The sequence below is a fragment of the Bacillus sp. FJAT-27225 genome, from assembly GCF_001685025.1.
Taxonomy (GTDB): domain Bacteria; phylum Bacillota; class Bacilli; order Bacillales; family Cytobacillaceae; genus Bacillus_D.
Window position 1 is genome coordinate 908,195 of sequence record NZ_MAYU01000001.1, and the last position, 18,784, is coordinate 926,978.

The 18,784-nt window shown below is 44.1% G+C and carries 15 protein-coding genes and 1 pseudogene; 3 read left to right on the forward strand and 13 right to left on the reverse strand.

From position 1 onward, the window contains the following. Nucleotides 1–6 precede the first annotated feature (6 nt). The 9 genes from dnaJ to gpr all read right to left on the reverse strand — a co-directional run bounded on the left by dnaJ (nucleotide 7) and on the right by gpr (nucleotide 11,177). On the reverse strand, nucleotides 7–1,134 hold the full coding sequence (gene dnaJ, locus A8F94_RS04700; RefSeq protein WP_066196285.1) for a molecular chaperone DnaJ: 1,128 nt from the start codon (nucleotides 1,132–1,134) through the stop codon (nucleotides 7–9). A 256-nt stretch (nucleotides 1,135–1,390) separates the two neighbouring features. Beyond that, nucleotides 1,391–3,229 (reverse strand): molecular chaperone DnaK, encoded by a 1,839-nt coding sequence (gene dnaK / locus A8F94_RS04705; RefSeq protein ID WP_066196288.1) that lies wholly within the window; start codon nucleotides 3,227–3,229, stop codon nucleotides 1,391–1,393. A gap of 38 nt (nucleotides 3,230–3,267) precedes the next feature. Next, a complete protein-coding gene (grpE, locus tag A8F94_RS04710; protein ID WP_066196291.1) occupies nucleotides 3,268–3,831 on the reverse strand; it encodes a nucleotide exchange factor GrpE in 564 nt (187 codons plus the stop codon). A 107-nt stretch (nucleotides 3,832–3,938) separates the two neighbouring features. After that, the gene (gene hrcA / locus A8F94_RS04715; protein WP_066196294.1) at nucleotides 3,939–4,970 is read right to left on the reverse strand and encodes a heat-inducible transcriptional repressor HrcA; all 1,032 of its coding nucleotides are present in this window, start codon (nucleotides 4,968–4,970) and stop codon (nucleotides 3,939–3,941) included. Between the two features lie 106 nt (nucleotides 4,971–5,076). After that, nucleotides 5,077–6,234: a radical SAM family heme chaperone HemW gene (gene hemW / locus A8F94_RS04720; RefSeq protein ID WP_066196299.1), complete on the reverse strand. Its 1,158-nt coding sequence runs from the start codon at nucleotides 6,232–6,234 to the stop codon at nucleotides 5,077–5,079. A gap of 67 nt (nucleotides 6,235–6,301) precedes the next feature. After that, complete coding sequence (lepA, locus tag A8F94_RS04725; protein WP_066196305.1) at nucleotides 6,302–8,137, reverse strand: translation elongation factor 4; 1,836 nt, start codon at nucleotides 8,135–8,137, stop codon at nucleotides 6,302–6,304. Nucleotides 8,138–8,425: 288 nt separating this feature from the next. After that, a complete protein-coding gene (locus A8F94_RS04730; protein WP_066196307.1) occupies nucleotides 8,426–8,752 on the reverse strand; it encodes a DUF3679 domain-containing protein in 327 nt (108 codons plus the stop codon). A 12-nt stretch (nucleotides 8,753–8,764) separates the two neighbouring features. After that, nucleotides 8,765–9,943, reverse strand: coding sequence for a stage II sporulation protein P (gene spoIIP, locus A8F94_RS04735; RefSeq protein WP_066196309.1), 1,179 nt, complete (start codon nucleotides 9,941–9,943; stop codon nucleotides 8,765–8,767). A gap of 109 nt (nucleotides 9,944–10,052) precedes the next feature. Further along, nucleotides 10,053–11,177, reverse strand: a complete 1,125-nt coding sequence (gene gpr / locus A8F94_RS04740) for a GPR endopeptidase (RefSeq protein WP_066196312.1) — start codon at nucleotides 11,175–11,177, stop codon at nucleotides 10,053–10,055. Between the two features lie 225 nt (nucleotides 11,178–11,402). Between gpr and rpsT the strand changes: the two genes are divergently transcribed. Beyond that, entirely contained in the window at nucleotides 11,403–11,663 is a 261-nt protein-coding gene (gene rpsT, locus A8F94_RS04745) for a 30S ribosomal protein S20 (RefSeq protein WP_066196315.1), read from the forward strand. 408 nt (nucleotides 11,664–12,071) lie between these two features. Here rpsT and holA read toward each other — a convergent pair whose 3' ends face one another. Further along, nucleotides 12,072–13,091, reverse strand: coding sequence for a DNA polymerase III subunit delta (gene holA, locus A8F94_RS04750; RefSeq protein ID WP_066196319.1), 1,020 nt, complete (start codon nucleotides 13,089–13,091; stop codon nucleotides 12,072–12,074). A 378-nt stretch (nucleotides 13,092–13,469) separates the two neighbouring features. Here holA and A8F94_RS04755 point away from each other — a divergent pair, with 378 nt between their 5' ends. Further along, the gene (locus A8F94_RS04755; protein WP_066196322.1) at nucleotides 13,470–13,604 is read left to right on the forward strand and encodes a YqzM family protein; all 135 of its coding nucleotides are present in this window, start codon (nucleotides 13,470–13,472) and stop codon (nucleotides 13,602–13,604) included. A 548-nt stretch (nucleotides 13,605–14,152) separates the two neighbouring features. Here A8F94_RS04755 and A8F94_RS04760 read toward each other — a convergent pair. From A8F94_RS04760 to A8F94_RS04770, 3 genes and pseudogenes are all read right to left on the reverse strand, one after another. After that, nucleotides 14,153–16,504, reverse strand: a complete 2,352-nt coding sequence (locus tag A8F94_RS04760) for a DNA internalization-related competence protein ComEC/Rec2 (protein ID WP_066196325.1) — start codon at nucleotides 16,502–16,504, stop codon at nucleotides 14,153–14,155. A gap of 101 nt (nucleotides 16,505–16,605) precedes the next feature. Continuing rightward, nucleotides 16,606–17,049 (reverse strand): annotated as a pseudogene (locus A8F94_RS04765) (ComE operon protein 2); the annotation flags it as partial. 61 nt (nucleotides 17,050–17,110) lie between these two features. Further along, the gene (locus A8F94_RS04770) at nucleotides 17,111–17,722 is read right to left on the reverse strand and encodes a helix-hairpin-helix domain-containing protein (protein ID WP_066196331.1); all 612 of its coding nucleotides are present in this window, start codon (nucleotides 17,720–17,722) and stop codon (nucleotides 17,111–17,113) included. 81 nt (nucleotides 17,723–17,803) lie between these two features. Here A8F94_RS04770 and comER point away from each other — a divergent pair, with 81 nt between their 5' ends. Next, nucleotides 17,804–18,631, forward strand: coding sequence for a late competence protein ComER (comER, locus tag A8F94_RS04775; RefSeq protein ID WP_066196335.1), 828 nt, complete (start codon nucleotides 17,804–17,806; stop codon nucleotides 18,629–18,631). The last annotated feature ends 153 nt before the right edge of the window (nucleotides 18,632–18,784 follow it).

Sequence of the window (18,784 nt, forward strand, 5' to 3'; positions counted from 1 at the left end):
CCGCTCTCAATCGCCTTTAAAGGCGCGTTTTACTTTTGAAAAAAAACTTTCCTCATGTTCACCCAAAGGTGCAGTGCCGCTAATTTCTCCAAATTCCCGGAGAAGCTGCTTCTGTTTATCGGTCAGCTTAGTCGGAGTGACGATGCGGACAATCACATGCTGGTCTCCTGTACCATAGCCGCGGACATTAGGGATTCCCTTCCCTCTCAAGCGGAATTTAGTGCCTGTCTGTGTACCCGACGGTATTTTGAGCTTGACCTTTCCATGTATGGTAGGCACTTCAATCTCAGCTCCCAAAGTAGCCTGGACAAAGGTGAGTGGCATTTCGCAATATACATCATCGCCTTCACGTTCAAAGAACTCATGCGGACGTACATGGAAAACGACGTACAAATCGCCTGGAGGTCCGCCATTGATGCCAGCTTCGCCCTGGCCGGCCATCCTTAACTGTTGGCCATCATCAATTCCGGCTGGAATTTTGACATGTATTTTCCGGCGTTTTCTGACTTTTCCATCCCCGCCGCATGTTGTACATTTTTGTTTAATTTCTTTACCAGTACCGTTACAAACGTGGCAAGTTCTCCGATTTACAATTCTGCCGAACGGAGTATTCTGTTCAACATTAATTTGGCCGCTTCCGTGGCAATGCTTACAGGTTTCCGGGTGGGTACCAGGTTTTGCACCTGAGCCATGGCAAGTTGTACATGTTTCATCGCGGGGAATTTCAATATCGGTTTCCTTCCCGAATGCCGCTTCCTCGAAGGAAACTGTCATTGTGTACTGGAGATCCGCTCCCTGCCTAGGGGCATTTGGATCTCGCCTTCTGGCTGCGCCGCCGCCAAAGAATGTATTGAATATATCCTCAAATCCGCCGAATCCCCCGCCAAAATCAGCGCCACCGCCAAATCCCTGGTTTGGATCGGTATGCCCGAACTGGTCATAGTGGGCTCGTTTCTGGTCGTCACTCAGCGTTTCATAAGCTTCTTTTACTTCCTTAAACTTCTCGTCCGCATCCGGTTCCTGGTTTATGTCAGGATGAAGTTTTTTGGACAGTTTTCGGTAAGCTTTTTTAATTTCGTCCTTTGAAGCTCCTTTATCAATTCCAAGGACTTCATAGTAATCCCTCTTACTCATAAAACCACTCCCGAAATCTCACATAAAGATTATTGTACCATCCAGGCGGATGCTAAACAATAAAAGAATTCATTCTCCGTTTTTGTTTCTCAGTCTTTATATAATCTATTTTGCCATGAGTAAAGTGGAGAATTCTCTAGGCAGCCTTTTTCCAAAAGAAAAGTCAAAGCCTGTTGTTCTGACTTTGACTTTCCTGTTGGCATTAGCTAGTTCATTTCATTTTACGTCGACTAGGGTAATTAGTTGGTAAATGCTCTTATTTGTCGTCTTTTACTTCCTCGAACTCTGCATCTACAACATTGTCGTCCCTTTGTGCGGAGCCTTCAGGCCCTGCTCCCTGGCCTTGTTGCGCCTGGGCTTGCTTCGCAGCCTCTTCATATAGCTTCACTGACAGATTTTGAACGATTTCCTGAAGCGCGTCTTTCTTAGTGCGCATTTCTTCGAGATCGTTTTTCTCAATGGCAGCTTTAAGAGCATCTTTTGCTTCGTTTGCTTTTTGCACCTCAGCAGCATCCACTTTGCCTTCGAGGTCTTTCAGTGTTTTTTCTGTTTGGAAAACAAGCTGGTCCGCTTCGTTGCGAAGGTCTGCTTCCTCTTTCGCTTTCTTGTCGGCCTCAGCGTTCTGTTCAGCTTCCTTGACCATACGCTGAATTTCTTCATCGCTCAGGCCAGTAGAAGACTTAATTGTGATCTGCTGTTCTTTGTTCGTGCCAAGGTCTTTCGCACGAACGTTTACGATACCGTTTTTATCAATATCGAATGTAACTTCGATTTGAGGTACACCCCGTGGAGCTGGCGGAATATCTGCCAACTGGAAACGGCCAAGTGTTTTGTTATGGGCAGCCATAGGACGCTCCCCTTGAAGCACATGGATATCAACAGCAGTCTGGTTATCGGCAGCTGTTGAGAAAATTTGTGATTTAGATGTTGGGATGGTTGTATTGCGCTCAATCAGTTTCGTGAATACCCCACCCATTGTTTCGATACCAAGGGAAAGAGGTGTGACGTCAAGCAATACAATATCCTTTACATCACCGGAAATAACACCGCCCTGAATTGCTGCACCCATTGCAACAACTTCATCAGGATTTACACCGCGATGAGGCTCTTTGCCAGTTGCACGCTTGATTGCTTCCTGGACAGCAGGAATCCTTGTCGAACCACCAACGAGGATGACTTTATCAATTTCAGTTGCAGAAAGACCGGCATCGCTTAGCGACTGGCGGACAGGACCCATCGTACGCTCAACAAGATGCGCAGTCAGTTCATCGAATTTCGCTCTTGTCAGAGTAATATCAAGGTGAAGCGGACCAGCAGCCCCGGCAGTGATAAATGGCAGTGAAATTTGGGTTGAAGTAACACCGGAAAGGTCTTTTTTAGCCTTCTCAGCAGCATCCTTCAAACGTTGAACTGCCATTTTGTCCTGGGAAAGGTCAATTCCATTCTCTTTCTTGAACTGCTCAACTAAGTAATCAATGACAACCTGGTCGAAATCGTCTCCACCAAGTCGGTTGTCACCGGCAGTCGCCTTTACTTCAAAGACTCCATCGCCCAGTTCAAGGATCGACACGTCAAATGTGCCTCCGCCAAGGTCGTAAACAAGAATAGTTTGGTCTTCTTCCATTTTATCGAGGCCATATGCAAGAGCTGCTGCAGTCGGCTCGTTGATGATCCGTTCTACTTCAAGACCCGCAATGCGGCCGGCATCTTTTGTTGCCTGGCGTTCAGCGTCATTGAAGTATGCAGGTACAGTAACAACAGCTTTTGTTACTTCTTCACCAAGATAATCTTCAGCGTAGGATTTCAAATACTGAAGAACGATTGCAGAAACCTCTTGTGGCGTATATTTTTTTCCTTCAATTTCAACCGTATGGCTTGTTCCCATATGCCGTTTGATGGACATAATTGTATTTGCATTTGTAACTGCCTGACGTTTGGCAACTTCACCTATCTGGCGTTCGCCATTTTTAAATGCAACGACGGAAGGAGTTGTGCGGTTGCCTTCAGGATTTGGGATTACCTTAGGCTCGCCGCCTTCAAGAACAGCCACACAAGAGTTGGTTGTTCCAAGGTCAATACCAATGATTTTGCTCATAATCCTTTTCCTCCAATTCAATATGTAGATTCAGAACTCTACTGATTTACTTTTACCATGGACGGGCGGATGACCCTATGTTTAAGGACATACCCTTTCTGGAATTCTTCAACCACTGAATTTGGTTCCATGGAATTGTCTTCAACCTGCATGACTGCCTGGTGGAAGTTTGGATCAAAAGGCTTACCCTTCGCCTCAATTGGCTCAAGGCCCTCCTTTTTCAAGGCTTCCAATAGCCCACGGTAAACCATATCCATTCCTTGTTTAAACGATTGTGCCTGCTCACCTTCTATTTCCACAGCGAGGGCCCGCTCGAAATTGTCCAATACTGGCAATAAGTCCGAAATAAGGCTTTGCGCCCGATATTTTTCAGCAGCTTCAGCATCCAATCTAACCCGGCGGCGATAATTATCAAAATCCGCCTGAAGCCGCAAAGTACGGTTTTCAGCTTCTTCAAGCTTTTTCTCCAACTCTGGAACGATATTTGAAGAGTCTTCAGCCATAGGCTTTTGCTCATTTTCTACAAAGATTTCCTCAGCTTGCTGGTCAGCTGCATGTTGTTCTGGCTTTTGGGTTTCGTTGTTTTTCATTTCGTCTGTCATCTTGCTCACCTCCCTCAAAGGACATAATTTACTATAGAGAACGATGCGTGTCATCTCTTGGGAAAAGGGCGGAAACGGGATTCCGCCCTTACTAACTATCTCCACTGCTACTTTGTTTGATACAACTTGGTTAAAACCGACGACAGGTCATGGCTCATGATTTTCAGCAGGCTGACGACTCTGGAATATTCCATACGGGTTGGACCGAGAATCGCAATACTACCGAGCTTTTCATCCCCCATTGCATAAGTCGCAGTAATCAAACTGCAATTTTCCATTGCGCTGTTGTCATTTTCCCGGCCGATTTTAATCGTAATTCCAGCAGGAGTGTTTTTAATAAGGTCGTATACTGGCCTTTCCTGCTCAATCATCGTCATAAGATCGCGGATTTTTGAAATATCATTGAATTCCGGCTGGCTAAGGATGTTTGTTTTGCCTGCAAAGAAAAGCTTTTCGTTAATTGGCATATTGAACGTTTCTGTAATCATCTTAAGCATAAAGTCATAATTCTTGATATGCTGGCTTAGCAGGACTGCAACTTCCTTATAAAGCTTATCCCGGAGGTCAACTAGCGGCACACCGGTCAGCCTTTCATTCAGTATATTAACCATCTTTTCAAGGTCACTTGCATCCATTGCGGCGGGAAGCTTTACCGTTTTGTTTTGGACATGGCCAGTATCGGTTACGATAATCGCAATGGCAGCTTCCTGGTTCAAAGGGACTATCTGAATTTTCTTCAGCCTGTTTTCCTCTGCCGCAGGACCAAGCATTATGGATGTGTAGCTAGTCATTTCAGACAAGATCATTGCCGAGCGTTGAATGATTTTCTCAAACTCAAAAATCCGTTCGGCAAAAACCGATTTAATTTTCGACACTTCCTGCTCATTAATCTTTTGCGGAGACAGGAGATGGTCCACGTAATAACGATATCCCTTATCGGAAGGAACTCTTCCTGAAGAAGTATGGGTTTTTTCAATAAAACCAAGTTCTTCTAGATCCGCCATTTCGTTCCTGATCGTTGCCGAACTGAACGAAATTTGTTCCTTTTTAGACAAGCTTCGCGATCCAACAGGTTGCGCAGAACGGATGAATTCATCGACTATAACTTGAAGTATCAATAATTGGCGATCTGTCAGCAACGTTCATCACCCCTGTTAGCACTCATCAATATCGAGTGCTAATTCTACTACTAAAGTATCAAACCAACAAATCCATGTCAATTAGTACGGTTCAAAAAACAGAAGGTTATCCTGCAAGAAATTCCTGAAAAACTTCATTGCCCAGCATTCTTCCTATTCTTGTTAACCTGACACTATCACCATCTGCTTCGAGAAGGCCTTTTTTCGACAGTTCCTCCAATTGGCCTGGAAAAATACTGTCGAGCGACACACCAAATTTCCGTTGAAAGTGACCTTTACTAACTCCTTCGACTTTTCTTAAACCGAGGAACATCTCCTCTTCCATTGCTTCCTGCCTAGTCACTTCATTTTCCTCAAACACCGGCAGGCTCCCATTCTCAATCGGAGACATATATTTAGTAAGCGGCCCGGCGTTCGACCTCCTCCAGCCGCCGAGGTAACTATGCGCCCCGGCTCCAAAGCCATAATACGGTTCATTGCTCCAATATGTGAGATTATGCGTGCTTTCATATCCAGGTTTTGCAAAGTTGCTTATTTCATATTGGTGTAAACCATGCTGTTCCATCTCTTCCATCAGCGTCTCAAACATTGCCGCCTCAATATCTTCACCTGGGAGCGGAAGTTTCCCCTTCCTCATCAGATTATAAAAGACTGTTTTTGGTTCTATTATGAGAGAATACCCCGAGAAATGGGGAAGCCCAAAAGAAAAGGCTTGTTTAAGCGTATCTTTAAAATCAGCTAAGGTCTGGCCGGGGAGGGCATAAATCAAGTCCAAAGAAATATTGTCGAATCCGGCTTTCCTGGCATTGTCTATTGTATTGTAAACATCCTTCGCCCGATGGCTTCTGCCTATCCTTTCAAGAAGCGTGTCATCGAAAGTCTGGACCCCCAGGCTCAGGCGATTAACCCCATGATTTTTAAGAACTTCAAGCTTATCAATGGAAAGGTCCCCAGGGTTGCCTTCAAATGTATATTCAGTTTGGTTGGATAGCGGCAAATGGCTCGAAATAATCCGGCACAGTCTTTCAAGCTGTCCTTCATTTAATGATGTCGGCGTTCCACCACCAACAAACACACTGTCCATTTCCTCTGGCGGATGAAGTTCAAGTGTTAACTCAACTTCGCGCTCAAGCATATCAAGATATTTATCAACCGGCTGCCCTTTTAAGAAAACCTTGTTAAAATCACAATAATGGCAAATGTGCTCACAAAACGGAATATGGATGTACGCGGCGCGGGGGCCGGCGTTTCGTAAGATTGTCATCTACTTCACTTCCTAAAATCAAAAAGAGGCAGGACTTGCCTGTAAAGGCTCATCCAACCCCCTTGAATTATTTTTTCGGACTGTCGTCATCCATCTTCAGTACAGCCATGAATGCTTCCTGCGGAACTTCGACGGAGCCGACCTGCTTCATGCGTTTTTTCCCTTCTTTTTGCTTCTCAAGAAGCTTCCGTTTACGGGAAATGTCGCCACCATAACATTTTGCAAGGACGTTTTTCCGGATCGCCTTAATAGTTGAACGGGCCACTATTTTCGTTCCAACCGCAGCCTGGATTGGCACCTCGAATTGCTGCCTTGGAATTAACTCTTTAAGCTTTTCTACAATCGCTTTTCCGCGGTCGTATGCAAAATCCCTATGAACAATAAAGCTAAGGGCGTCCACTTGCTCTGTATTAAGGAGAATATCCATTTTAACAAGCTTCGAAGGCTTGTAGCCAATCAATTCATAATCAAAAGATGCATATCCCCGGGTATTTGATTTCAACTGGTCGAAAAAGTCATAAACGATTTCGGCTAAAGGTATTTCATACACAATGCTGACACGGTTTTCCGACTGATACTGCATATCAATGAAAATCCCCCGCTTATGCTGGCATAGCTCCATAATTGCACCTACATAATCATTAGGGGCCATCATGGTTGCTTTTACATACGGTTCCTCAACCCTGTCAATTTTTTGCGGGTCTGGCATAGCTGAAGGGTTGTCGACCTTAAGTTCAGTACCATCTGTCATATGAACGTGATAAATAACACTTGGTGCAGTTGTAATAAGGTCAATCTTGAATTCGCGTTCAATCCGTTCCTGAATGATTTCCATATGAAGAAGCCCCAGGAAACCACAGCGGAACCCAAACCCAAGCGCCTGGGATGTTTCCGGTTCGAATTGAAGAGCTGCGTCATTCAGTTCAAGCTTTTCCAGCGCTTCCCGCAAATCATTGAATTTGGCAGAATCAATTGGATATAATCCGCAGTAAACCATTGGGTTCAACTTTCGGTATCCAGGAAGCGGTTCGGTTACACCGCCCTTTGCGTTGGTAATGGTGTCACCGACCCTCGTATCTCCTACATTTTTAATGGAGGCTGTCAGGAAACCTACGTCACCAACTGTAAGCTCATCACGAGGTGTTTCTTTTGGTGTAAAAACGCCTACTTCATTTACTTCAAATTCCTTGCCGGTCGCCATCATTTTGATTTTATCGCCTGGCTTGACTGTCCCTTCGACAACCCGGATATAAGCAATGACTCCGCGGTATGGATCATAAAGGGAATCAAAAATCAACGCCTTCAGCGGGCCTTCCGGATCTCCCTGTGGTGCGGGTACCTGCTTGACAATCTGCTCAAGAATGTCTTCAATTCCAATACCTGCTTTGGCGGATGCAAGAACAGCTTCAGATGCATCGAGACCAATGACATCTTCAATTTCCTTACGCACCCTTTCCGGTTCCGCACTTGGAAGGTCGATTTTATTTATGACAGGCAAAATTTCAAGATCATTATCAAGTGCAAGATAAACATTTGCCAATGTCTGTGCTTCAATTCCCTGTGCGGCATCGACTACAAGAATCGCACCTTCACAAGCAGCCAGGCTTCGTGACACTTCATAAGTAAAGTCGACATGTCCGGGGGTATCAATCAGATGGAATGTATACTCTTCTCCGTCTTTAGCTTTGTATTTAAGCTGGACTGCGTTTAATTTAATTGTAATGCCGCGTTCGCGTTCAAGGTCCATTGAATCAAGAAGCTGTTGCTTCATTTCGCGCGAGGTCAACGAATTTGTCTTCTCAAGGATGCGGTCGGCTAGTGTTGATTTTCCATGGTCAATATGGGCAATGATCGAAAAGTTCCTGATTTTCGACTGCCTGTTTAATCTCTGTTCTCTATTCAATCGGGTTCACTCCTGTTTTACGCACATGTAGACTATTTTTCATTATAACAATTGAAAAATCAATAGTAAACCTTGGACAACTAACAAAAGCGAAAGCGGCTTGATCATCGCCGTATAAACTGGACGGCTTCGACTGAGATAAAGGAATCATGAAGATCTATAGCGATTCGATGATGACTTATCGTAGGGAGGAGACCTGAAGTTTGCGCACGCGTAGGCGCTGGAGCTAGAAATCAAAAAGGATTCCGGTTTTTCACCTGAATCCTTTTTCTTAATATGAAGTATTCATTAACCCGAGAACGAATTCACAATAACCTTGGCAATACTTGATAGGGCACTCGCCAATCCTTTGCCCAATGCTGAGAAAAAGTTGACAGCCTTTGTTGTCTCTAACTGTTCCTTCTTTTCCTCGAGTGAGCCATGAGTGACTTCCCCTCCCATTATCGTAACTTGTGTTACACCATCTTCTTCCTGTATGGTCACCGGCTGTTTGAAATCGGGGTCTTCATACCCTTTCATACGGCTAATTCCATTATTGGCCGCCTGCATCCCAGCAAGGGCAACACTAAACATGAACATCGCAAGAAGCAGACTCTTTACCATAAATAGTTTCAAGCCGTTCCCTCCTTACTGCTTATCTGCCGGCTGATTTGCAGGATTTGAAACGCTTTCCGCATCCCAGAAATAATCCGCGAATACATCTGCAAGTGCATCTGCGGACAGGTTCAATTCCTCGAACGTATTGTCCACCCCGCCAAACTCAATCAAAATAGCCTTTCCTGAAAGATCCTGGTTGAACTTGCCGTTCGTATTGATTCCTTTCTTCAAATAAACTCCCCGGCTTAGTCCTTTATAATTTTTTTCAAGAAGTTCATGAAGCTCCGTGGCAAGTTTCATATTCTCTTTGTAGTTTGGATGTTCCCCTCCGATTACAAAAAAGAGCCGCGCGTAGCTTTTCCCGTTAATCACCTTCGTCGTTTCTTTTTTCCTTTTCGAATCTCTATGGATATCAAAGAAATACTGGATTTCTTTGTTGCCCGCCATCACTTCCTTGACAACATTCCTGGATTCCGCGTAAGAGCTGTTAAAGTTCAATCCTTTTTTGAGGAGGACATTATTAATATCGGTTTTATCAACAACAGTCCCTACCCCGCGCGTTTCAAGGCTTTTCTTAAGCTGATCGCCAATCTTCATCACATTGATTTGGGAATGATAAGCCCGGTCAGGATTCGTTTCTCCCTTTAGATACGGCAAATAGGATTCCCGGTTATGGGAAAAGTAAACAAATACACCTTCCTTCCACCTTGCAGCAGGTGCTCCATTGTTTTCCTCCGGTTCCGGGATATCTTCAAGATTCTGGAGTGCCGCCTCCCGTTCTGCTTTCATAATTTCAATCGGCGGTGCAGATTCCATCGGCATATTTGTATAGTTTGTGCCCTCTCCAGCTACAATAATCCGTCCGTCGAAGGAGGCAAAGCCAGGCAATTCGCGTCCAAGCAAGCTCCTCGGGTCATCGAGATTGATATTTGCCGAAAGCCCAAGGAAGAGGTTTGTCAGCTTGGGGCTGGAGTCCTTTCCTCCCGCCCCCGCAAAATAATGATTTTCCCAACCCATGAATTGATAAAGAATGTCCCCTTTTAGATCTTGATTTGAACGATTTACCGGAAGCATGGACATTCTGGAACCTGTTTCAAAGGAAGCAAGCAGTCCGCTGGCTGAGAAAGAGCTGATAATCAAAAGAGCCATCAACGCCGCTCCCTTTGCGATGCTGATACCCGATACAATTAACGCGTTGCTTTTTTTCATGGTTCCACCCCGTCTGGCAATGATATACGGACAAGCTTCAGCTTCTTTCCAAGCTCAATCCTAGTAAATCATATGAAGATGCTAGAGTTGGTAGAACCTTTTCCTTCTATTAACGTGTGTAAAAGCCAGCATTATCCTGGTCTACTTGACTGTGCAATGCTGAATTCATTCCGCTTGCTATCAAATTGGCCATGTCTTCTACGAATACGTCTACTTCTTTGGGGGTGACCATCAAGTTATGGCCAAGCGGTGACAGCACCTCGTGGATTAGCTGCCGTTTTTCTTCATCTTCAAGCGTGCCGACAATTCCAAGAAATGTCTTTCGATGCTCCTCTTCAGGAAGATCTTCCTCAGTAAGCTCTCGCCTCTTACCAAACATCATCCCGGCTGGAATGAGCGATCTTGATGGTTTATCTCCCTCTCTAAGTTCTTTTCCAAAATGCTTTAAAACAAAATCAATTGCATCACTCGTAATGGAGACTGCATCCACGACGGTTGGGACCCCGATCGCTATAACAGGAATGCCCAAGGTCTCCCTGCTGAGCTCTTTTCGTTTATTTCCCACTCCCGATCCCGGATGAATGCCTGTATCGGATAGTTGGATTGTTGAATTAACCCTCTCAATAGACCTCGAAGCGAGCGCATCAATTGCGATAACAAAATCCGGTTTGGTCTCCTCGATCACCCCGTAAATAATATCGCTCGTTTCAATTCCAGTAAGCCCCATGACTCCTGGAGCCAACGCGCTAACAGAACGATAGCCCTCCTGGACGCTTTCTGGCTGCAACTGGAACAAATGGCGGGTCACAAGAAGATTCTCACATACCATCGGCCCAAGGGCATCAGGGGTTACATTCCAATTGCCAAGGCCGACAACAAGACAGGAGTCGCCCTTTTTTATCCCTGCGTTTTCAAGAAAAGCCGCGAACTCCCTAGCAAAAAGTTTTTCAACCTTCTGTTGAACTTCGGTATCCTGCTGGCGGATTCCCTGGACTTCAATCGTGAGATAGCTGCCTGGCTTCTTGCCAAGCTGTGATTCTCCTTCAGGTGTGATCTCGACAAGTGAAACCTTCATTCCATCTACTTCTCTCTCTTTAATGATGACTCCTTCAATCCTTGAGAGATCTTCTTCCTGTCCAATCGTACCTTCCCTGCCCGCAATCACCATTTCCCTGGCTTCAACAGCCAGGTCTGTCCGGACTGTATATTGGCTTAAATCAATTGATTCATTCATTAAACGGATTCCTCCATTTCATGTCATTAAACTGCCTATCTTATATCTTTGCCTTATTTTTCCCAGGCCATTCAGTCTGTCAAGGCCGGAGTTTTACACATTTTTCAATTGAGTATTGCAATCCGGGCACCGGTTTGATAGAATATCTTTTGTTCCTTATAATTGTTTATGGAAGTGAAAGTCGAGTTCATAGATGTCTCGGTTCTTTTTTAGGAGGTGAATGGAATGCCAAACATTAAATCTGCTATTAAGCGTGTAAAGACTAACGAAGATCGTAATGCTCAAAATACCGCTGTAAAATCTGCTATGCGTACTGCTGTTAAAAAAGTTGAAGCTGCTGTTACTGTAAACGACAGCAATGCTGCAAAAGAAGTTTATGCTGAAGCTGTAAGCCAGCTGGACAAAGCAGCTGCAAAAGGCCTTATCCATAAAAATGCTGCAGCCCGCAAAAAAGCGCGCCTGGCTAAGAAAGTCAACTCTCTATAAGAAGAGCAAAGCAGCCGTTTACTGCTTTAAGCTTGACAATGTTAAGAGTTAAACAGCCTGCCTCCGATTTGGAAGCAGGCTGTTTTTTTATTTGATTTAGTATTGGATTTATATTCTACTAAGGAAGTAAGCATCCCGGTCACTAGAAGTTACTCTGGTCCGCTTGTCCCTAATAACTGTTTCGTAGACACTTCCTTGACCTCAGACACCCAAAACGTCCACGAACAACTAGTTGGTGGACTTTCCCTTGACCTCAGACACCCAAAACGTCCACGAACAACTGGTTGGTGGACGTTTCCTTGACCTCAGACACCTAAAACGTCCACGAACAACTGGTTGGTGGACGTTTCCTCGGCCTTAGACACTTAAAACGTCACGAACACCTGTTTAGTTTAATTAATTTCGCTTTTATATCGCTGTCCCGAGCTTCATAAGGAAAAGTTCGACCAGTAACGATTTATCTGCACCGCCGGTTTTCATTTGGTAATCCGCATCTGCAATCATATTCATAATCTTTGCCAGCTCCATATCACTGAATCTGGAAGCAAGTCCAGCAGCTACCTTGACCCTGTAGGGATGTACCTTGAGAGCTGAGGCCATCTGCTGCTGGCCATACCCCTTTTTACTGAGTTCCTTAATCTGATAAATCAGCCTGAATTGTCCGGCAAGTAGCGCGAGAATTTTGATAGGCTCCTCGTTTTGTTTAAGTAAATCATAGTAAATACGCAGCGCATCAGCCGAATTCCTTTGGACAACCTTATCTGTAAGACTGAAAATATTTTGCTCCAGTGACTTTGGGATCATCCGCTCGGCAGTGGCCGCATCAATCGTACCCCCGTCTCCGGCATAAAGGGCGAGCTTATCCAACTCATTTGAAAGCATAAAAAGGTTGGTGCCTGCCAAGGACATAATGGTCTCTACTGCATCCGGCTTTATGGTAATCCCTCTTTGGTCAGCTTTGTCGGCAATCCAGACTTTAAGATCTGACTCGCCAAGTTGTTTCATTTCAGCAACCGTAGCGAGACGCTTTAATTCCTTTGTGATTTTTTTTCGTTCATCCAGTTTTTCGTATGGTGCAAAGAACACCAGGATGGAATATGGAGCGGGCTCTTTTATGTAAGCTTCAAGCCTTGATAAAGTATGGGCTGTTTTTTCCTTTTGTTTTTCAGAAGACAGGAAAAATGGATTCTGTGCGAAGATTACTTTTTTCTCACCAAGAAAAGGCAATGTTTCAGCATCTTCAATTACATCTTCAATCGGTGTTTCCTCAAGGTCATAATTAGAAAAATTAAAATCCCGTTCATCGCCCAAAATATGTTCAAGCAAGAGGTTCCCTGTTTCTTTCATCAAGAAGGCTTCAGACCCATATAAGAGGTAAATCGGCGCAATATCCTTCCTTTTTATCTTCTTCCATAAATCAATTACCATTTAGTATCTCTCCCTAAAGCATACCTGTCCCCGTTCTGCCTGATATAGTGAAAAAGCAGACAAGAGGCAAATACAGCTTGCCTCTCGTGCAGTATGCTTTCCGTTATATCAGAGCAAGTGTTTTCCTCTCTCTATCGTAAAGAAGCCCGTCCAATTTTACAAGCATTCAAAGGGAATCGGTTATCCATTTCCCGATTCCCGTTTTATATGAACGCCAGCAAGGATAAGTCCCGGGCCCATCCCGCCGGCGGAATGCCTTAGTGGTTTTATTTTTGCCCTGTACCTTCAAAGTATTTGTGTAAACTCCTGACAAAAGACAGGGCTGGATTTTTCAAAATGGTTCGCTTATACTAAAATGGAAATGGGGAGGGGAAACTTGTGAACGAATTCGAACAAAATGTCCAGGACAAACGAAATGATGCGATTGATTCAGGGGTAGGATTCATTGTTTCTTTTGGCTTCTTCGCAACTATGTTTATTATCGCGACAGTAATCAAAATTATTGGATCCTAAAGAGGGATTCCAGGGCCGCATACAGCGGCCCTTTTTCTGTTTAGCCGAAGATTTCAAATAGACAAAAAGGATAGGCACTGTTGAAGTAAATCCTGATTCATCGAGGCTATTCACTTTTTATATAAACGAACTCTAACCTTTATCGTTTTCCGGCAGAAGACTCCCACTTCAATTTTGAGCAGGGCGTAGCCCAAAAATAAGTGCGAGATGAATGTCGGCTGGCGAAACCCAAAACACTTGTTTGCGTGGTATAATATTCCTGTAAGTTGTTCTTTGAAAACTGGATATATGGGGTTAGTGCGAGAAAGGCTTCGCACTGTAAAATATCCAAGCACCATTCGCCTCTACGCATACCGAAGTTGCGAAAACCAAGCTAAAGTAGGGTGCGTGGCGTATTCAACGTACAGGTTTTCAACACTTGCAGGAGGCTCATGCCGTTGGTACTGCTAACCGTCGGTGCGACGGGGATAGCCTGCTAAAAAACCGCAGGATACTTGGGTGTTCGCAGGAATCTCCATCTTCAAATTTTCGTTAGAAAGTGGAGTAGTTCAATTCGCCTTGGATAGTGCATTGTATGGCAGGTGAGTGGAAAAGGTTCCTTTATCTCCATAAAAAGTATAGGTTATGGCACCATGTAAATCCGTTCGGTAAATGGCCATCCCCAGCTCTTCAAAACGGCGGATTGTTTCTGTATGCGGATGGCCAAACCTGTTGTTTACCCCAGCCGAAATCCAAACGGTCTTTGGATGATAATGGCCGACAAACTTTTCTCCGGATGAGGTTTTACTCCCATGATGGCCGGCTTTTAGTACATCAATTTTTAACCGGGGGTACTGTTCCATTAAGGCAGCTTCCCCCCGTTCCTCAAGATCGCCAGTAAAAAGCCATCCCTTACCACCCAAAATTGTATAAATCGCTATTGATTGGTCATTTCTTTTCCCACTATCTCGTTTTTCAGGAGATAGAACATAAAAATACGCTCCCCCTGCTTGCCATTTATCGCCTCTGTTAACCTCGGTGACTTTTATATGTTTTTGGGCAGCCATTTTAATAATCGCTTGCTCTGTTCCAGATTTTTCGGTCACTTTCGGTAAAACAATTTCTTTTACTTTAAGGTGTTCAATAATTGCAGCCGCCCCTCCGATATGGTCCTGGTCTCCGTGGGTCAAAATAAGTTTATCTAGCGTCGAAATTCCTCTTGCTTTTAGAAATGGAATAACAATATCCTTTCCGGGCTCAAAAGAGCCATGCCGCTCCTGCCAGTCCTTTTTTTCAAAAACAATACTTCCTCCCGTATCAATCAAATAATTGCCTGCTCCACCCGGAAGAGTAATGAACAGACTGTCTCCCTGTCCAACATCTATCAATGTAATTTCCCCCGTTCGGGCAAAATTGGCTTCCACAATACTTTGTGAAAACAACACGGCAAATGGAATCAGCAGAAAAAGCAAGTTGTTAAGCAGCTTATCTTGCCTTTCCCAGTTGGTAAAAATAATCACTACTAATAGTGAATAAAATGCCAATAGCCAAAAACCCATCTGGCCTGGATAAAATTGGGCTGGGATAGCAGAAAGGGATAGGGCGATTTTTTCCGAAAAGAGAATCAGTTTATTGATGGGGCCAATTATGGAAGCAGGAAGGGTAGTAAAGATAAGAAGAAGCAAGTAAAGGCTGTATACAGCAGGAGAAAACAAGAAACTATAGAGTGGGATAAACAGCAGATTGGCAACTATGCCTATAAGAGGGACAGTATAGAAATGTGCCAGCAGGATAGGCAATGCGGATAATTGAGAAATAAGTGTAGCTGTCAATAATAAAGCGATTCCTGTTAAACCTTTTTCCTTGAGCCCTTTGTAGGAAACCAGAAGTGCAAAGGTTACAGCGTAGGAAAGCTGAAAACCGGCATCAAATACTGTGTAGGGATCCACCAGAAGATATAGTTTAAAGGAGAGCGCTAGAGCATCAAGTGGCCCCAACCCATTACGGGTTCCACCTAAAGGGACCATAAGCAAAATAACGGCCATGATAACCGCCCGATTCACGGAAGGGCTTCCCCCCGCCAGAACAGCATACATCGGCAAAAGCAGTATGAGCGCAAACGACATTTTTTCTCTTGCAACACCGAGGCGGATGCCAACAAATAGTGCGATTCCTGCGAGAACACTTACCTGCATGCCGGAGATGGCCAGCAAATGGGTTATGCCGAGCGTAACATAGGCGTCCTCCACTTTTTCGGGAATGGTCGATTGGTCGCCAAAAATCAGGGCCGACACAAGTGTTGCAGTTTCTCTTGGCAGCCGTTCATATATTTTTCTTATTTCCGTTTCCCTCAGCTTTCCGAGTCGCTCACGAATAGATAGTGATTTATAACCTGCTTGAGCAAGCGGAAAGGTTTCAGATTCGAAAATCCAATGCACTTTTTTTCGGATCAAGTAGTCTCTATAATGAAAACCTCCAGGATTACGTGATTCAGAAGGAGTTTTAAGCTCTCCTTCAAGAATGGACGCGAGCCCAAAGAAGGAAACGGAAAGGAGCCTTTGCTTGTCTGCTTCCGAGCGGATTATATAGGTTACAAGGATTTTTTCTCCAGTTCTCGTATCAATGCCTATTGCCCTAAAAGAATCCCCATCAATTTTCACGCCAGAGCGAAATTCAATCGGAATCCTTGATTCCCCTTCTATTAATGATGTGGTGTTTTGGAATTCGGCATGGCTTGCTACACCGAAAAATACAGAAAATACAAAAAAGAACACTAGAATTTCCTTCTTTTGAATTTTTTTAAACCAGATTAAAAGAAGCAGATAAATACTTAATAAGACAAGGGAAGGCAGTGTTAAGGAGAAGGCTGTTTGCACACCTAGGATTGCGGGAGGTAAGAGGAGTATGGCTTTTGTTTTCATGAAAGCCTCCAAAAAAGGCAGGCATCCTACTAATGGGACAGGATGCCTGTTCGTAGTTATTTACTGGGTGTTCCTGGCGTTGAGTATTCACTAATTCTGCCAAGATCAAGGATTGTTTCAGTTAATGGCACTTTTTCAACTTTTACATCCGCTTGATTAAAAAGTTCAATTGCATATGGATGATTTTTATAGTCCACAGCATAATAAACTGTCTTAATTCCTGCCTGGATAATCGCTTTGGAGCATTGCAGACAAGGAAAATGGGTAACATAGATTTCTGCCTCGCCTGTTGTAACTCCAAATTTTGCACATTGAAGCAGTGCATTCATCTCCGCATGAATGGTCCGGACACAGTGATTATCAATCACATAACAGCCATGGTCACTGCAGTGATCTCCGCCCGCAATCGAGCCGTTATAACCGCCCGCTATAATTCGTTTATCCCGGACTATTGTTGCACCGACCATAAGTCGGGTACAAGTGCTCCTCAACGCCAGCAAATGGCTCTGGGCCATGAAATATTGATCCCAAGAAATTCGTTCCACATTCTCTCCCCCGATACAAAATGGTTGTCTTGTTTAGTTTACAGGTTCAAATTGATAAAGGTCAATGGACAGTAATCGTCCCTTCCAGTTTCTCATACGTCTTCTCCCCAATTCCGCTTACATCCTTTAAATCTTCCGGCTTCCTGAAAGGCCCATTCTTTTCACGATGTTCAATGATGGCAGCTGCCTTTGATGGCCCAATCCCCGGTATCTCCTGAAGTTCAACTTCGGTCGCTTTATTTATATTTATCTTACCATTGCCGGATGCACCGGCAACGCCTGTGGGAGGATTATCATCCGCTTCTCCTATTTCAGGGATCGAAACAATTATTTCATCTGTAAGTTTCTGAGCGAAATTCACAGCCGACGTATCCGCTTTTTCAGTAAGACCGCCGGCTCGTTCAATAATATCAATAACCCGCTCATCATCATTCGCATCATAAACACCCGGTTTTTTTACAGCACCCTTTACATCAACTACTATTACAGCCGGTGTATGTCCTGCATCTGCCCCTCCCTCAAATTCGGGATTAAGGTGAGCGTCTTCAGCGATAATCCCATCTGCAGCCTGCGAATCAAAAAATGAGTCTTGGTACAAAAAATAAAAGAATAGTGCTGCTCCTGCAAGGACTGCACCAATAACATATTTTTTCTCATTTAGCCACTCTTTCATGAGAACACTTCCTTTAGGTATAATTCAGTTGTCCATTTCATATTGTGTTAGTGGTATTCGTTTGGCTATGGAGGGATGAATATGAGAATCGGCATAATCGGAATAGGGAACATGGGGAGAATTCTTGCAGAAGCCTTTATCGGCAGTGGTGTTGTTAAGGAGGAATCCCTAATTGCCTTCAATAGAACAAAATCAAAAGCATTGGCTCTGCAGAAGGAATTTCCAGGCATCCGGGTGTGTGAGTCAGCTGTTGAGGCAGCCTGCTTATCTGATATTGTGTTTATTTGTGTAAAACCTTTGGATATTGCAAACCTGCTTAAAGAAATCGCCTCCTATCTTTCAAAGGATAAATGCCTTGTTTCAATAACTAGCCCGATTTCAACCAACCAACTGGAAACCCTTGTTGGCTGCTCGGTCATAAGGGCAATTCCCAGCATAACAAACCGTGCATTTGCCGGTGTGTCGCTACTTACCTTTGGGACAAATTGCGACAACCAATGGAAATCAATTGTTGAGTCGATCATGCAAAAAATTTCATCTCCAATTAAGATTGAACAGCCTTTGGTCAGGGTTGCATCGGACATCGTAAGCTGCGGGCCAGCCTTTTTCAGCTTCATTCTCCAGCAATTTATTTCTGCGGCAGTAAAGGAAACCGGTATCAGCAGTCAAATGGCCACCGACATGGCAAGTGGAATGATTGTCGGTATGGGTGAGCTATTAAGACAGGGGCATTACACCCTGCCGACATTGCAGGAAAAGGTTTGTGTAAAAGGCGGCATCACCGGTGAAGGAATAAAGGTTCTTGAGGGCGGGGAACTTGAGGAGTTATTCAGGGAATTATTCAGGACAACAAACGCCAAATTTAATGAAGATCTTGAAAAGACAGTAAAACAATACACACCACATTAATGTTTCGACATAAAATGAGTTTATCCTTTTTCTCTCAGAAAAAAAACAGCCATTTCTCATTTGAAATGGCTGTTTTTTATCCCGCATTAAGGGTCAGTAAGCCTCTTGCAGAGTCAACTGTCCCTAAATGCCCGATTGGTTCAACTAACCATC